15 protein-coding genes are annotated in these 14,669 nt (G+C 66.9%); 8 read left to right on the top strand and 7 right to left on the bottom strand.

Features of this window, described 5'->3' with window-relative positions:
• Positions 1 to 27: 27 nt before the first annotated feature.
• The 6 genes from NBY65_RS01540 (at position 28) to pcaF (ending at position 6,821) form a co-directional block, all read left to right on the top strand.
• On the top strand, positions 28 to 795 hold the full coding sequence (locus NBY65_RS01540) for a glucose 1-dehydrogenase (RefSeq protein WP_150039002.1): 768 nt from the start codon (positions 28 to 30) through the stop codon (positions 793 to 795).
• A 38-nt stretch (positions 796 to 833) separates the two neighbouring features.
• Positions 834 to 1,892, top strand: a complete 1,059-nt coding sequence (locus NBY65_RS01535) for a zinc-binding dehydrogenase (protein WP_203330357.1) — start codon at positions 834 to 836, stop codon at positions 1,890 to 1,892.
• Between the two features lie 19 nt (positions 1,893 to 1,911).
• Positions 1,912 to 2,667: an enoyl-CoA hydratase/isomerase family protein gene (locus tag NBY65_RS01530; protein WP_162530377.1), complete on the top strand. Its 756-nt coding sequence runs from the start codon at positions 1,912 to 1,914 to the stop codon at positions 2,665 to 2,667.
• Between the two features lie 175 nt (positions 2,668 to 2,842).
• On the top strand, positions 2,843 to 4,066 hold the full coding sequence (locus tag NBY65_RS01525; RefSeq protein WP_150038997.1) for an acyl-CoA dehydrogenase: 1,224 nt from the start codon (positions 2,843 to 2,845) through the stop codon (positions 4,064 to 4,066).
• A 17-nt stretch (positions 4,067 to 4,083) separates the two neighbouring features.
• Complete coding sequence (locus NBY65_RS01520) at positions 4,084 to 5,622, top strand: 3-hydroxyacyl-CoA dehydrogenase (RefSeq protein ID WP_150038995.1); 1,539 nt, start codon at positions 4,084 to 4,086, stop codon at positions 5,620 to 5,622.
• The gene (gene pcaF, locus NBY65_RS01515) at positions 5,619 to 6,821 is read left to right on the top strand and encodes a 3-oxoadipyl-CoA thiolase (RefSeq protein WP_150038993.1); all 1,203 of its coding nucleotides are present in this window, start codon (positions 5,619 to 5,621) and stop codon (positions 6,819 to 6,821) included. The genes NBY65_RS01520 and pcaF overlap by 4 nt, the downstream gene beginning before the upstream one ends.
• Before the next feature lie 3 nt (positions 6,822 to 6,824).
• On the opposite strand, the gene NBY65_RS01510 is transcribed toward pcaF, so the two are convergent.
• From NBY65_RS01510 to NBY65_RS01500, 3 genes are read right to left on the bottom strand one after another with little or no spacing between them, the layout of a single operon-like run.
• Positions 6,825 to 7,289: an SRPBCC family protein gene (locus NBY65_RS01510; RefSeq protein ID WP_150038991.1), complete on the bottom strand. Its 465-nt coding sequence runs from the start codon at positions 7,287 to 7,289 to the stop codon at positions 6,825 to 6,827.
• 9 nt (positions 7,290 to 7,298) lie between these two features.
• Entirely contained in the window at positions 7,299 to 8,129 is an 831-nt protein-coding gene (locus NBY65_RS01505; protein WP_150038989.1) for a phosphoenolpyruvate hydrolase family protein, read from the bottom strand.
• Positions 8,129 to 9,328, bottom strand: a complete 1,200-nt coding sequence (locus NBY65_RS01500) for a Tm-1-like ATP-binding domain-containing protein (protein ID WP_150038987.1) — start codon at positions 9,326 to 9,328, stop codon at positions 8,129 to 8,131. Before NBY65_RS01500 ends, NBY65_RS01505 begins: the two co-directional genes overlap by 1 nt.
• A gap of 395 nt (positions 9,329 to 9,723) precedes the next feature.
• Between NBY65_RS01500 and NBY65_RS01495 the strand changes: the two genes are divergently transcribed.
• Both NBY65_RS01495 and NBY65_RS01490 read left to right on the top strand, forming a co-directional pair.
• A complete protein-coding gene (locus NBY65_RS01495) occupies positions 9,724 to 10,182 on the top strand; it encodes a hypothetical protein (protein ID WP_150038985.1) in 459 nt (152 codons plus the stop codon).
• A gap of 161 nt (positions 10,183 to 10,343) precedes the next feature.
• Positions 10,344 to 10,568 carry a hypothetical protein gene (locus NBY65_RS01490; protein WP_150038983.1) on the top strand — a complete coding sequence of 75 codons (225 nt, stop codon included), beginning with the start codon at positions 10,344 to 10,346 and terminating at the stop codon, positions 10,566 to 10,568.
• A 117-nt stretch (positions 10,569 to 10,685) separates the two neighbouring features.
• Here the strand turns inward: NBY65_RS01490 and NBY65_RS01485 are convergent, their stop codons facing one another.
• From NBY65_RS01485 to NBY65_RS01470, 4 genes are all read right to left on the bottom strand, one after another.
• Entirely contained in the window at positions 10,686 to 11,717 is a 1,032-nt protein-coding gene (locus NBY65_RS01485) for an ATP-binding cassette domain-containing protein (RefSeq protein WP_239002645.1), read from the bottom strand.
• Positions 11,714 to 12,409 carry a GTP-binding protein gene (locus tag NBY65_RS01480; protein WP_150038981.1) on the bottom strand — a complete coding sequence of 232 codons (696 nt, stop codon included), beginning with the start codon at positions 12,407 to 12,409 and terminating at the stop codon, positions 11,714 to 11,716. The genes NBY65_RS01485 and NBY65_RS01480 overlap by 4 nt, the downstream gene beginning before the upstream one ends.
• A complete protein-coding gene (locus NBY65_RS01475) occupies positions 12,409 to 13,446 on the bottom strand; it encodes an ABC transporter substrate-binding protein (protein WP_162530376.1) in 1,038 nt (345 codons plus the stop codon). Before NBY65_RS01475 ends, NBY65_RS01480 begins: the two co-directional genes overlap by 1 nt.
• A gap of 170 nt (positions 13,447 to 13,616) precedes the next feature.
• Positions 13,617 to 14,639, bottom strand: a complete 1,023-nt coding sequence (locus tag NBY65_RS01470; protein WP_150038977.1) for a D-alanine--D-alanine ligase family protein — start codon at positions 14,637 to 14,639, stop codon at positions 13,617 to 13,619.
• Positions 14,640 to 14,669 lie beyond the last annotated feature (30 nt).

Here is a 14,669-nt window from a genome sequence, read left to right as displayed (position 1 = left end):
TATAAATCGATGCCGGAGAAAGTGTCCATGACGGCGTTCAAGGGAAAAACAATCATCGTCACCGGTGCCGGCGGCGGCATTGGCGGCGCTACGGCCCGTCGCTTTGCGACCCAGGGGGGACGTGTCGCGGCCTTCGACCGCGACCTTGCCGCCGCCGAGCGGACCGTCGCGGCGATCGTCGCCGAGGGCGGTACGGCCTTTGCCTATGCCTGCGATATCACCGACCGCAGCGCGGTGGAAACGGCTGTCGCTGCGACAGAGCGTGAACTCGGGCCGATCGCCGTTCTCGTCAACAATGCGGGGTGGGATGTGTTTCGCCCGTTCCTGCAGACGACGCCGGAGGACTGGGAACGGCTGATCGCCATCAACCTGGTCGGCGCGCTGCACATGCATCACGTGGTCCTTCCGCTGATGGTCGGGCGCAAATCGGGGCGCATCGTCAACATCGCATCCGACGCCGCCCGCGTCGGATCGAGTGGCGAGGCGGTCTACGCCGCCTGCAAGGCGGGGCTGGTGGCACTGTCCAAGACCCTTGCCCGCGAACATGCCCGCGATGGCATCACCCTCAACGTCGTCTGCCCCGGACCCACCGAGACGGCGCTGTTCGAGGATTACAAGAAGGGTGCGGGCAATCCCGAGAAGCTTGCCGAGGCATTCCGCCGCTCGATCCCGCTTGGGCGCATCGCCCAGCCGGACGATCTGCCGGGGGCGATCCTGTTCTTTGCCTCGGACGATGCCGCCTATGTCACTGGCCAGGTCCTGTCGATTTCCGGTGGCCTGAGCATGGTTGGTTAAGGCCGTCGCTGCGAGGCTCAAGGGAAGAAGGTGGCATCATGGGATCCATGCGGGCGATCACGATCACCGGTCATGGCGGCAACGAGGTCGTGGCAATCGGCGAACGCCCCGTTCCCGTCCGACGGCGCGGAGAGGTACTCGTCAAGGTACACGGCAGCGGGCTGAACCGCGTCGATCTGTATATGCGCGACAGCGGCGCCGGCATCACCCACCGTCTGCCACAGATCATGGGGCTCGATGCCGCCGGGACAGTGGTTGACCTCGATGACGAGGAAAGGTGCCTCTCGTCCGGTCAGGCGGTGGTGATCCATCCCGGCATCGGCTGCGGACGGTGCGAGTTCTGCCTGCGGGGCGAACATGTTCTCTGCACCAGAATGCAGTTCCTCGGCGAGCACCGCGACGGCACGCTGGCCGATTATGTCTGCGTCCCTGCCGGCAACGTCTTTCCCATGCCGCAAGCGCTCGATTTCATCGAGGCTGCCGCACTCGGCGTCGCGCCGGTCACGGCCTGGCGCATGGTCTTCACCAAGGCGCAACTGCGGCCCTGGGAAACGGTGCTGATCTTCGGCATCGGCGGCGCCGTCTCGCTCTCGGCCCTGCAATTCGCCAAGGTGATCGGTGCGCGAGTCATTGTCACCTCCCGTGATCCCGCCAAGCTCGCGCGTGCGGTGGAACTGGGGGCTGATGCAACGATCGACGGGGCGAAGGAGGATATCGCCACGCGGACCCTGGAATTGTCCGGCGGACGCGGCGTGGACGTGGTGATCGAGAATGTCGGCGAGGCGGTCTGGCCATCGGCACTGAAATCGCTTGTCCGAGGGGGGCGCATCGTCACCTGTGGGGCAACCAGCGGCGACCGGCCTTCGGCCGATTTGCGCCGTCTGTTCATCCGACAACTTCAGGTCTTTGGATCTACGCATGGCACCTTCGCGGAGTTCCGCGACCTGCTGGCCCTGTGTGAACGTGGCCTGTTTCGTCCGGTGATTGACAGCCGCCTTGGCTTTGTTGACGTCCATGCCGGCCTCGATCGGCTCGAGGCGGGGCGGCAGTTCGGCAAGATCGGCATCGAGATTGCGGGAACATCACACCATGCCTGAGACAGATGTGACGCCTTCCATGCGCATTGACTTTGATGCCTCGGCGCCCGTTGCCACTCTCACCTTGTGCCGGTCGCCGATGAACGCCATCGACGATGCGATGCTGGATGCGCTGGCCGGGGCACTCGAAGCGGTCACGGCCCATGCCGCGATCACCGTGCTGCATCTTCGCAGCAACCAGCGCGTGTTCTGCGCCGGGGCAGATCTGCGGATGGTCGCCGAGCGTGTCGGCAGCGCGGCGGGGGCAGCCGCCATGGCGGAGACGGTGTGCCGCTTCCACCGGGTTTACGACACCCTGGCAGCCTTGCCGGTCGTGACGATCGCGGAGATCAACGGGGCGGCACTGGGCGGCGGTCTCGAACTGGCACTCGCCTGCGACCTGCGCATCGCCGGTCATGCATCGAAGCTCGGTCTTCCCGAAGCCAGGGTGGGGCTGTTGCCCGGGGCCGGAGGCACGCAGCGACTGACCCGGCTGTGTGGGCCGGGTGTGGCCGCACGTCTCATCCTCACCGGCGAAGCCGTCGATGGTCGCGAGGCCGAGCGTATCGGTCTGGTGCAGTGGGCGGCACCGGACGGGGAGGTGGCGGACCTTGCCGCCGGGATTGCCACGCGCGCTGCCGGGCTTTCCGCCGAGGCCGTGCGCACCGCCAAGCAATGCATCGGGATTGCCGCCCGGCTTGATCCCGCGGGTGTGCGGGCCGAGGTCGAAGGAATCACTGCGTTGATGCTTGAAGCCAGCACCAGGCAACGCGTTACTGACTTCCTGCGCAAGTGAAGGAACGGGGTTTCACCCCGCACCCGACCAGGGCTTCGCCCTGGACCGACCAAGGGCTTCGCCCTTGGAACCCGATTTTCTGTGCCGCGCAGCGCGCCTGGGGTGCAGGGGCCTTGTGGCCCCTGCTGGGTCTAGGGCGAAGCCCTGGCCTGCTCTTTTTCAAGGAACCGATCCCATGTCGTCCTCCGTTGTTTCCCCTCACCTGGCCGGCGCCGCGGCCGCGAAGCTTGCTCCCTTTGCCTGGGACGACCCGCTGCTGTTCGAGGCACAACTCACCGAAGACGAGCGGATGGTCCGCGACGCGACGCAGACCTACTGCCAGGAGCGGCTGATGCCACGCATCCTGGCGAGCAACCGGCATGAGAGCTTCGATCGCGACATCATGTCCGAAATGGGGGAACTCGGCTTCCTGGGGGCGACGTTGCCCACCGAATACGGCTGCGCCGGCATGTCCTATGTTTGCTATGGGCTGGTGGCGCGTGAAGTGGAGCGCGTCGATTCCGGGTACCGCTCGGCGCTGAGCGTGCAGTCATCGCTGGTGATGTACCCGATCTACGCCTATGGATCGGAAGCACAGCGCCGCCGCTATTTGCCCCGGTTGGCGCGTGGGGAATGGGTTGGTTGCTTTGGCCTCACGGAGCCCGACCACGGCTCGGATCCGGGTGGCATGAAGACCCGCGCGACGAAGGTTGATGGCGGCTACCGGCTGACCGGCACCAAGATGTGGATCACCAATTCCCCGATCGCCGATGTCTTCGTGGTCTGGGGGAAGCTCGACGGGCGCATCCGGGGCTTCATCCTCGAGCGCGGCTGGAAGGGGCTGTCGGCGCCAAAGATCGAAGGAAAATTCGCCCTGCGTGCTTCGGTGACCGGCGAGATCGTCATGGATGACGTCTTCGTGCCGGAGGAGAACCTGCTGCCGGACATCGCCGGTCTTGCCGGTCCGTTCGGCTGCCTCAATCGGGCTCGCTACGGCATCGCCTGGGGGACGCTCGGGGCCGCCGAGTTCTGCTGGCACGCGGCACGACAGTATACGCTCGACCGCAGGCAGTTCGGGCGTCCGTTGGCTGCCAACCAGATCATTCAGCTCAAGCTTGCCAACATGCAGACCGACATTGCCTTCGGCCTGCAGGCCTGTCTGCGTGTCGGCCGCATGATGGACGAGGGCACGGCATCGCCGGAGGCGATCTCGATGATCAAGCGTTATGCGTCCGGCAAGGCCCTGGAGATCGCCCGTATCAGCCGCGATATGCACGGTGGCAACGGCATTTCCGACGAGTTCCATGTGATCCGCCACGTGATGAATCTGGAAGCGGTCAATACCTACGAGGGAACCCATGACATTCATGCCCTCATTCTCGGGCGAGCCCAGACCGGCATTGCCGCCTTCGCCAACTGATCATCCAGGAACGGCGCATGGTCTTCGATCCTGACCGCCCGGCGCTTGCCGTCGGCATCGTCGGCACCGGGGTGATGGGGCGCGGTATCGCGCAGGTCGCCGCCGCTGCCGGCTGTACTGTCCTTCTCCTCGATGCCTGTCCGGGGGCAGCGCAGGCGGCGAAGGAACAGGTCGGCGCCATGTTGTTCCGGCTTGCGGAAAAAGGACGCGTGACCGAGGCGGTAGCCCGTGCGGCCCTGGATGCCATCCGGGTTGCCGCGACGCCTGCCGATCTGGCGAACTGCGAACTCATCATCGAAGCCATCCGCGAGGATCTGGAGGCCAAGCGCGCGCTGGTCGCCGAGCTTGACGCCGTTCTCGGCGAGGACTGCGTCATTGCCACCAACACATCGTCGCTGTCGGTCACTGCCATTGCCACCGGCAGCCGCTGGCCAGAGCGGGTGGCGGGCTTTCACTTCTTCAACCCCGTGCCGCTGATGAAGGTCGTCGAAGTGGTGCAGGGCCTGCGGACCGCCCCCGCGGTGCTGGACGCGCTGGTCGGATTCGCCGGCCGGATCGGCCATGCGCCGATCCGCACCCGCGATACGCCGGGTTTCGTGGTCAACCATGCCGGGCGTGCCTTCGGCACCGAGGCATTGCAGATCCTGCGCGAAGGTATCGCCGATGTGGCGACGATCGACCGCATCCTGTGTGATGCGGCCGGCTTCCGCATGGGCCCGTTCGAACTGTTCGACCTCACCGGACTGGATGTCTCGCAGCCGGTGATGGAGTCACTCTACGAGCAATACTACCAGGAACCGCGCTATCGGCCTTCGCCGATCGCCCGCCAGCGCCGGGTGGCCGGACTCCTCGGCCGCAAGACCGGTTGCGGCTTCTATGCGTATGATCACGACCGGCGCGTGGTGCCGGTGGAACCCCCGGTCCCGACGGCGCGCGCCGGGGGCGTATGGATCGCTCCTGGGCCGGCGCACGGGGTTCTGGTCAATCTCGTCTCCCGCCTCGGTGCGACGGTGCTGTTCGGTGCTCCGTCCGCCGATGCTGTCTGCCTGGTGGCGCCGCTGGGCGAGGACGCCACCACGGCGGCGCTGGCGCATGGCCTGGACGCCAGCCGTACGATTGCCATCGACGTGCTCCCCGGCCTCGACCGCCGGCGCACGCTGATGACCACGCCGCTTACCACCGCTGCGGTGCGGGATGCGGCGCATGGCCTGTTCGCCGCGGACGGTGTGCCGGTCAGCATCATCAGCGACAGCGCCGGTTTCGTCGTTCAGCGGGTGTTGGCAGGAATCGTCAATCTTGGCTGCGACATCGCCCAGCAGCGGATCGCCCTGCCAGCGGATATCGACCGTGCCGTCATGTTGGGACTCGGCTATCCGCTCGGGCCGCTGGCCTGGGGGGACCGGCTCGGCCCATCCCGGGTGCTGGGCATTCTTGAAGCGATGTTGGGCGCGACCGGGGATCCGCGCTACCGGCCCAGCCCGTGGCTGCGCCGCCGCGCCCGGCTCGGCGTATCCCTGCTCACGCCCGAAGCCGGGCCGGAAAGGAGCCTGCCATGAGCGAAGCCTATATCTGCGATTTTGTTCGCACCCCGATCGGCCGCTATGGTGGGGCGCTGAAGGCCGTGCGCGCCGACGACCTGGCGGCGCATCCGCTGCGCGTGTTGAAGGAACGCAACGCGGGGGTTGACTGGGACGCGCTGGATGACTGCATCCTGGGCTGCGCCAACCAGGCCGGTGAGGACAACCGCAATGTTGCCCGCATGGCCGTTCTGTTGGCCGGGCTGCCGGCGAGCGTGCCGGGCGTCACGCTCAACCGGCTCTGCGGTTCGGGCCTCGACGCCGTCGGTACTGCCGCCCGCGCCATCCGCACCGGTGAAGCCGAACTGGTGCTCGCCGGCGGGGTCGAGAGCATGACGCGCGCGCCCTTCGTCATGGCGAAGGCCAGCGAGGCTTTCGCGCGGCAGGCGGACATCCACGACACCACCATTGGCTGGCGCTTCATCAATGGGCTGATGCAGGCGCGGTACGGCACCGATTCGATGCCCGAAACCGCCGAGAACGTGGCGGAGGCATTCGGGATCGCGCGGGCGGACCAGGATGAATTCGCGCTGCGGAGTCAGCAAAGAACGGCGCGGGCGCAGGCAGGCGGGTTCTTCGCGCATGAAATCGCGGCGGTGGTCACCAGGGACCGCACGGGCGAGACGGTCATGGCACAGGACGAGCATCCGCGTCCGGACACCACGATGGCGATGCTGGCCCGGCTGAAGACGCCGTTTCGCACGCCCGGGACTGTCACCGCCGGCAATGCCTCCGGCGTGAATGACGGGGCGGCGGCACTGCTATTGGCCTCGGACGCCGCGGTGCGCCGCCATGGCCTGACGCCGCGCGCCCGCGTGGTGGCGATGGCAAGCGCCGGAGTGGAGCCGCGCCTGATGGGAATCGGTCCGGTGCCGGCCGTGCAAAAACTGCTGGCCCGGACCGGGCTGTCGCTCGCGGCGGTCGATGTCATCGAACTGAACGAGGCCTTCGCTGCCCAGGCGCTCGCCGTTCTCCGTCAGCTTGGCCTCACGGACGATGCGGAGCAGGTGAACCCGCATGGCGGAGCCATTGCCCTCGGCCATCCCCTTGGGGCTTCCGGGGCCCGTCTTGCCCTGACCGCGGTCAATGCACTGGAGACGCTTGGAGGCAGGCGCGCCATCGCCACGATGTGCATCGGCGTCGGTCAGGGCATTGCCGCCCTTATTGAACGGGTCTGAGACTTACGGTGTGGGATCATCCGTCCCGCGGCGTTCCGCCAGCAGCCGCTGCAGTCCTTCCCATCCTGTCCGGAACACGCCATTGGCGATGATGTCGGCGTATTTGTCAGCTTCCTCCGGCGTCGCGTCGAAGGTCGCTTCCCATTCGGCAAAGGTCTGCCCGGTGCTGCTCACCGGCGCCAGCCGCACCCGCGCGAGATAGTTCTGCACCGGAAAGGCCGGTGTGACGAACTCGTACGAGAAACTGGTCTGCCGGTCGTCGAGGGAGAGCAGGCGCTCGCGCACCATGCTGCCATCCTGCAGCCAGAAGCGGCGCACGCAGCCCACGGCATCGGCGGCGCGCCCGTCCTCGATCTCCGAGCGCGCGATGACGGGATGCCAGGCGGGCAGGGCATTGAAGTCACGGATCAGACCCCAGACGGTCTCGACCGGTGCGTCCAGGACGGCGGAAGCGTAGGCGCGGGTCATGGCGGAACCTCAGAAGCTGATGGATTTGAACGTACGGGTCTGGCCGGTGAGCGCCTGTTCGGTGGGCAGGCGCTCCATCGAGCTGGCGCCGTAGAAGCCGTTGCACAGCTTCGTGTTGCGCAGCACGTAGGTGGCATCCTCGGGCGTTGCGATCGGGCCGCCGTGGCAGAGCACGATGATGTCGGGTCGTACCCGCCGCGCTGCCTCGGCCCAGGAATCGATCAGTGCCGGACAATCCTCCAGCTTCAGCGCGGTTTGCGCGCCGATCGCGCCGCCGGTGGTCAGGCCCATATGCGGCACCAGGATGTCGGCGCCGGCCCGCGCCATCTCCACCGCATCCTCGGCGCTGAACACATAGGGTGTGGTCAGCATGTCCTTGGCATGGGCCAGCCGGATCATGTCGATCTCGTGCGCGAACCCCATGCCGGTTTCTTCCAGGTTGGCCCGGAAATTCCCGTCGATCAGCCCCACCGTCGGGAAGTTCTGCACCCCGGCGAAACCGAGCGCCTTCAGCTCGTCCAGCAGGTGGTCCATGATCGCGAACGGGTCGGTGCCGTTCACCCCGGCCAGCACCGGCGTGTGCCGCACCACCGGCAGCACCTCGCGGGCCATCTCCTTGACGATGTCATTGGCGTTGCCATAGGCGAGCAGCCCCGCCAGCGAACCGCGCCCCGCCATGCGGTAGCGGCCGGAATTGTAGATCACGATCAGGTCGATGCCGCCGGCCTCCTCGCATTTGGCGGACAGGCCGGTTCCGGCGCCGCCGCCGATGATCGGCTCGCGGCGGGCCACCATTGCCTGGAACTTTTCCAGCAATTCCTTGCGCGTGAAGCGGGGCATCAGACGATCTCCCGGAAGGCGGTGAGCACGGCATCGGCAAAGGCGGGGTCGTTGATGGCGGCCTCGACCTCGACCAGTCGGCGGGTGGGGGTAGGGACGAAGCCGGCCCGGATCGTGTCGAACAGCGCGGCGTCGGCATCCGGGTCATGGAAGGGCTGGCCGGGCACGTCGATCGCCGAGACGCCGCCGAGCGGCAGCAGGAAGCGTACCGGTCCTTCCATGCGGTTCAGCCGTTCGACGATGAAGTGGCCGATCGCCCGGTTTTCCTCGGGGGTGGTGCGCATCAGCGTCACCTGCGGGTTGTGGACATGCAGATGGCGGCCGGCGAAGCGCGCCGGCACCGTTTCCCGGGCCCCAAAATTCACCATGTCCACAGCGCCGACGCTGCCGATATAGGGCAGACGGGTGCGGATGGCCGCGCCGAAACGGTCCTCGGTGCAGGGGAACACGCCGCCTACCAGGTAATCCGGCACCTCGGTGGTGGTGATGTCGAGCAGCGCCGCCACCAGCCCGGATTCGGCGAGCTTCTCCATGCTCTGTCCGCCCGCGCCGGTGGCGTGGAAGACATAGCATTCGTAGCCCGGTTCCAGCATCTCCCGCAGCCGGGTGATGCAGGTGGTGGTGACGCCGAACATGGTCATGCCGAGGCCGGGCTTCTCCGCCGCATCGGCCGGCGGGGCGGCATGCAGCGCCATGCCCGCAGCGGCATGGGCCGCGTTGGCGATCACCCGCCGGGAAATGCCGTTGATGCCGGCAACATCCACCACCGAATACATCAGCGCCAGATCGACCGGGCCGACATAGGGCGCCACGTTGCCCGCGGCGACAGTGCTGACCATCAGCTTGGGCGTGCCGATGGGCAGGGCCCGCATGGCCTGGGTCACCAGGGCGGTGTTGCACGATCCGCCCAGGCCGAGCACCGCGCCGATATCGGTCTGCGCCGGCAGCCAGCGGCTCAGCGCCTCCGCCATGGCCGAGACCGCGGCGCCGCGGTCGCCCAGCCCGAGCACCGCGCCGGTTCCCTGGGGATGATGCGCGGCAATCTCGGCCGCGGTCACGTCGGCACCGGCGGCGCCGTGCGGGCGCGTGCTGACATCCACCACCACCGCTTCCGCGCCGGCGCGGCGCAGGCAGGCGGCGGCGTAGCGCAGTTCCTCGCCCTTGGTGTCCATTGTGCCGACGACATAAACCCGTGCCACCGGAGTCCTCCTCTCACGATGCCGCCGCCGCCCCGTGACGCGGGCCGGCATGGCGGCTTTTCTTCATCTTTTCGGCATGCGGCGGGCCGGGACCGACCCGGCCCGCCTTGCCTCTTTGGGCACATTCTCCGGGCGATACGCCGGCTTCGCAATAGCGCTGCAAGAGGAGGATGCGGTCATCACTCGCGCGCAGGGTGGGCGGCGCAGGGCGTGGAACGGGCGTATAAATGATTCAATATTTATGGTTGCTATGCGCTTATATTAAAGAATTAAAATAAAGTTATGGTAGCATATGATGGCATATTATGCACCAATTTTGTGGAATTGGCGCGATTTATGTTTGTGTTGTATTGGCATGTGTCGAGTGACGTGTATTCGCATCCCAGGAGTCTTCCATGGTCGACATTCCGGCCGACAGCAGTGCCGACATTCCACCCCAACAGACGCTGCTCTATCAGAGCCCGGACCTGGTTGTTCAACTGGCCTACACCGGCCCCAACGGCGCGACCTATCTCGCCGCCCCCGCCAGCCAGGAATTGCGCTTCATCGACTATGACGAGGCGACCCTGGTCGCGCCGCCAGTCGCCGCCAACGTCACCGAGACTCCCGTCGATACCGGTGATCCGCTGGGCTATGGCGCGCAATTCGTGGTCGGCTCCGACACGGCAACCTTCAGCCTCGGCAGCACGACGCAGGCCATTCCGCCCGCGACCCTGCAGGTCAGCGTTGCCCCCGGTGGCCCCCCGGTGGCCGTCACGGAACTGGGGGCGGCCGGCGGACTTTCCGTTGGATTCGATGATCCCGCCGTTGGCGGAGGATTCGTGAGCTATGGGATTCCACTTGTCATCGGGTGATCCGTTGGCGCACGGCTCGCTTCCACCGTTCAGTCCGTTCTCCTGCGGTGTCGGCGACGGGATTTTCCGTCGCGATCGGGGCACGACTGCGTGATCTGCCGACCGTGTCATGACCGGAATCGCTTGGCCCGGCGTCAGTCTCCGTGCAAAACGGGGCCGCCATGACACCCGAATCCGACACCGACCTGATCCGGCAATCCGAGAAACTGAGGGCCCGGGCGCTCGCCACCGAGTTGCTGGTGAAAGACGGGACGCTCACGCCGCAGGAAGGATTGGGGCGGTTGGCCGCCATTCTCGCCGAGGCCGCACGCGTCATGGAAGTGGCCGTGCAGCAGCAGTTGATGGAAATCAAGGGGCTGGCCGAACGAGACGCCCGGCGTGAATGAAGCCTGCGCCGTCCGGGCGCGTTGCCGGCGGGTTCAGGCCGGGCAGGACTGCCGGCGCTGCGGCCGTCCCGCCGGTTCCGCGGAGAGAACGGCTTTTCCCGTCCCGGTCGTGACCGGTCACAACCACGCAAACGATGCTTCGGCAGGATCCTCGATCCGCTCCCCCCGGCGCAGCCGGTCGCGCAGCGAGGCCAGCGTCGAATCGACCTGCTCAAGCCGGCGCAGCACCTGACGTTCGGCGTCGCTGGTGCTGATCACCTCGGCGATGCGCCCCTGACGGACCACCACGCGGCGCTGGCCCATCAGCGCCAGCAGGGGATCGTGGGTGGAAACCAGCACGATCTTGTCGCGCGCGACCAGCAGGTCCAGCGCCTGGCGACGGTTGATGCCGGCATTCTCGATCTCGTCGATCAGCACGATCGGCGAGGCGGTCAGCAGCGCGGCATCGGCGATCATCAGGGCCCGGGCCTGGCCACCGCTTAGCTGGGTCAGGGATACTCCTGGGCCGAAACGTTCTCCGGCCAGCGTGTTGGCAACGGCGATGATGCGCTCGACCACGTCGCTGCCCGCATCCACCTGCCGGCAGGCCGCATGCATGGCCAGGAAGTCACCCACGCTGAGATCGACGACGAAGTTCATGTTCTGGGAGATCTGCGCGACCAGCTTGCGGTCGGAGGCGAAGCGCAGGTCCGCGGTCGGCGCGGCGTCGTTCAGCAGCACCTGGCGCCCGCTTGGGCTATCGCCCTGGGCCAGGCATTCCACGTCGGCGAGCAGGCGGCTCTTGCCCGCGCCGGTGGGCCCGACGACGCAGACGATCTCGCCGGCCCGGATGACGAGATCCGTGGGTTCCTCCGTCCCGTCCTTGCCGTGTCCGCCGCGGATGGTCAACGTGTGGATGGCTTCCTGCATGGCATCGGGCGGCGCGGCGGCGGACTCCAGCAGAAGCCGCAGATGGCCGGCGAGTTGTTCGCGATCGAGGCCCACATCCAACAGCGTCGCCTGTGGCAGGCGCGCGATCCACAGCTCTGCCGGCAGGTCCGTCGGCAGCTCGCCAAAGCCCAGCCCGTCGAGGAAGGCAGCGATGCGCGGCGATGCCTGCAGCAGCCGTCCCAACGGTTGACCGAGGGAGGTCGGCAGGTCCGGCATCATGGGGTTTCCCCGAAGGTCATCTTGCGGACATTGCCGCGCTGGTACGTCTCCCCGATCGCGGTTTCGCCGACGCAGTAAGGGCAGATCGCGGAGGGCATGGAGAAGCGCAGATGCTGTCCTTCCAGCGTCTCGATGCGCGGGGCGGAGCGGATGCGGAAGGCCAGGTCGACCGCGCCCTGGCCAGTGATGCCGTTGCACCACACCACCGGGGCACGCGGGTTGGCAAGCCGCACATTGTAGGCGAAGACCTCGCGTTCGGCCTGGGAGACGATGTCGCCCTTGGTGATGGCCACGACATCGGCGAGGCGGAGCATCGGCCCGATCTTGCGCGGCGTGTGGATGCCGGCGAGGTTGTCCACCACGCAGACCGCCAGCACGCCACGGATATGCGGCGAGCAGCGGTTGCACAGCCCGGCCGTTTCCACCAGCAACACGTCGCAGCCCGCGCGATGGCCCCAGGCGAGGCAATCATCAATGTTGCTGACAAAGAAATGGTCCGGGCAGATTCCGCGCGAGAGCCCCGTCTGCACCGGCAGGCCGAGCGCGGCATAAGCCTCGTCATCGGTGGTGGAGAGCGCGTCGAACTTCACCACGCCGACCTGGATGCCATCGTCGCGCAGCCGGGCCGCGACCTTGAGGAACAGCGATGTCTTGCCGACCGAGGGCGGCCCGGCAACCGTGACCACGCGCATCAGCCGGCATCCCAGGCGTCGAAGAAGATCCGCATGGCGACGTTGGTTTCCTCAGTCATGTCATGCGAGCGGGTGTAGTCCCAGCCGATCCAGTGCAGCTTCGCGCCAGGCGGCAGCACCTGCGGGATTTGCCCGGAGGTGGGAGGGTAGCGATTTTGGGCCAGGAACCGTCCCAGGGCATCCCCGGAGAGATAGTCGATCAGGGGCTGCACCCAGCCCCGGTGATCGCCGGAAACCGAAGAACCGATGGGCATCGTCATGGCTCCGTCTTCTGGCCAGACCACCATGGTGCGGTCGCGATGGGGGCACATGTCGGCCTGCATCCAGGGCAGGATGGAGATCGCCCCGCCTTGTTCGCTGCCGGTACCGGCAAAACGCGCCGCCGCGGTGTTGTGCAGGATGGCACGTGTGTTGGCTGCGAAGGCACGCAGGCCGGCGACCCCGAAGCGGCGATGCAGGGTCAGCAGCAGGAAGTCGTTGCAGTCGGGATAGGTACCGTCACTGGGGCGCCGCCAGCCGCCGAACACGATCTGGCGGTGATACGCCGGATCCAGCAGGTCTTCCCACCGCCGCGGCACCGCCCGCCCGGCCAGCTTGCGCAGGTCGATCAGGAATACCCAGGGAATGACGGCGAACACCGAGAACAGACCTTCGGGATCGACGAGGCCGGCCTCGGCGACTGCCGGATGCACCGGCGCGGCGGGGCCGGCACAGTGCCCCGCCGCGCGCAGAAACTGCTGGAATGGCGGCGACAGCAGGTCACGGGTGAAGGGCGACACCACGAGATGCGGAACGCCGGAAAGCGGCCCGGCGCGTAACATGTCATCAAACGGGGCGTACCATTCATGGCCCATGAGGAAGCAGATCCGCCGCCCGCCGGCGGCCGCGGCCGCGCGTTCCAGCCCGGCGGCAAAGCCATGGCGCAACGGTACCGGCATGCGCCCGAGGAAGTCGAGCGTGGACAGGCGCGGCGCGGTGGCACGGATGGCGGCCGCGGGAATGCCGTCGTCGAGAAGTGTCAGCCGGCTGTGCAGCATGGCCCGGGATCCAGGATGTGGCGGGGTGCAAGGCTGTCTGCACCACGGACCCATCAAGAAACGTGCCAGGGCATGGGGCAGCCGGAACCGCGGCCGCACGGGATTCCGGCTGCACGAATCCGAACATTGTACAGCCGAACGTACGGCCGCGTACCTTCGCCGCGCGGCCCTCAGATCACCCAGGCATCATGGGCGTGGGCGCCACGTTGGCGGGCCAGGCTGTACTCGACGACATGCGCCAGGATCTGCGTGCGGTCATATCCCAGGGCCTTGCCGGCCAGTCCGATCGCCCCGCGGATGCCCAGGTAGCAGCAAATGTTCATCTCGATCAGGAAGCGCTGTCCTGTCGCCGGGTCCCACCGGTAATCCAGGCGGAAATAGTCGATCGGTCCGAGCGAGGACCACACCTTTCGCACATCGTCTGCGATCGCCGCTTCGGTGCCGGCACCAAGTTCGATCAGATCGTTGCCCAGCCGGTCATCGGTCTTGAGATCGGCGGTGAGGATGCTGCCGGGCTTGTCCGAGCGCGGCGCGACATGCCCAAGCACCAGATAGGGCGAATGGCCGAGCACCGGCACGGTGACGTCGATGCCCGGACAGAACCGCTCCACCAGCGCTTCCTTTCCGGCGGTATGGAAGGTCCCGACAATCCGTGCCGCACCTTCCCAACTGTCCTGCAGCGAGGCCTCGGTCACGCCTTCGGAGGCGGCGCCGAAGCGATCCTTGACGAAATAGGGGCCGGGGAAATCCGGCGGTGACAGTTCCGCCCCCGGCAGATACGCCCGCCCTGGCGCCACCGGCAGGCCGAGCGCGGAGAAGGCCAGCTTGCTGAGATACTTGTCTTCGGCCAGCGCGCGGATATTGGGCGGTGCCCCGAGACAGGGCAGGCGCAGATAGGTGCAGATCGATGGAACCAGCAACTCCGGATTGCGCAAGGGCATCCGGTTGAGCAACGAGAAAACGAAATCGACATTGCCGCCCGCCATCAGCGCCGCATAGGGCTTCGAGCTGGAGGCGACGCGATAGCCGATGTTGCGCAGGGCCTCGTAGAGGCGGAAATGGTACTCGGCATAGCCGTGGGTGATGCCCTCCGGCTTGACCGTGTAGATCGGGTCGTCCGGCGCGAAGCGTGCCAGATACAGGATGCGCGTGTCCTGTGGGGCGGCGGGCCAGAGCAGAGGCGGTGATGCCATGATGCGAAGCCTCCAGCGGAGGAAGAAAAT

This window comes from Rhodovastum atsumiense (assembly GCF_937425535.1).
GTDB classification, from domain to species: Bacteria; Pseudomonadota; Alphaproteobacteria; order Acetobacterales; family Acetobacteraceae; genus Rhodovastum; species Rhodovastum atsumiense.
The sequence above is the reverse complement of the archived record's forward strand: the minus strand, read 5'-3'. Positions and strand labels throughout refer to the sequence as shown.

Bases quoted from the DNA above. Each gene is read 5' to 3' on its own strand.
- NBY65_RS01540 (WP_150039002.1), top strand. From the start codon at position 28: ATGACGGCGTTCAAGGGAAAAACAATCATCGTCACCGGTGCCGGCGGC.
- NBY65_RS01535 (WP_203330357.1), top strand. From the start codon at position 834: ATGGGATCCATGCGGGCGATCACGATCACCGGTCATGGCGGCAACGAG.
- NBY65_RS01530 (WP_162530377.1), top strand. From the start codon at position 1,912: ATGCGCATTGACTTTGATGCCTCGGCGCCCGTTGCCACTCTCACCTTG.
- NBY65_RS01525 (WP_150038997.1), top strand. From the start codon at position 2,843: ATGTCGTCCTCCGTTGTTTCCCCTCACCTGGCCGGCGCCGCGGCCGCG.
- NBY65_RS01520 (WP_150038995.1), top strand. From the start codon at position 4,084: ATGGTCTTCGATCCTGACCGCCCGGCGCTTGCCGTCGGCATCGTCGGC.
- pcaF (WP_150038993.1), top strand. From the start codon at position 5,619: ATGAGCGAAGCCTATATCTGCGATTTTGTTCGCACCCCGATCGGCCGC.
- NBY65_RS01510 (WP_150038991.1), bottom strand. From the start codon at position 7,289: ATGACCCGCGCCTACGCTTCCGCCGTCCTGGACGCACCGGTCGAGACC.
- NBY65_RS01505 (WP_150038989.1), bottom strand. From the start codon at position 8,129: ATGCCCCGCTTCACGCGCAAGGAATTGCTGGAAAAGTTCCAGGCAATG.
- NBY65_RS01495 (WP_150038985.1), top strand. From the start codon at position 9,724: ATGGTCGACATTCCGGCCGACAGCAGTGCCGACATTCCACCCCAACAG.
- NBY65_RS01490 (WP_150038983.1), top strand. From the start codon at position 10,344: ATGACACCCGAATCCGACACCGACCTGATCCGGCAATCCGAGAAACTG.
- NBY65_RS01485 (WP_239002645.1), bottom strand. From the start codon at position 11,717: ATGATGCCGGACCTGCCGACCTCCCTCGGTCAACCGTTGGGACGGCTG.
- NBY65_RS01480 (WP_150038981.1), bottom strand. From the start codon at position 12,409: ATGCGCGTGGTCACGGTTGCCGGGCCGCCCTCGGTCGGCAAGACATCG.
- NBY65_RS01475 (WP_162530376.1), bottom strand. From the start codon at position 13,446: ATGCTGCACAGCCGGCTGACACTTCTCGACGACGGCATTCCCGCGGCC.
- NBY65_RS01470 (WP_150038977.1), bottom strand. From the start codon at position 14,639: ATGGCATCACCGCCTCTGCTCTGGCCCGCCGCCCCACAGGACACGCGC.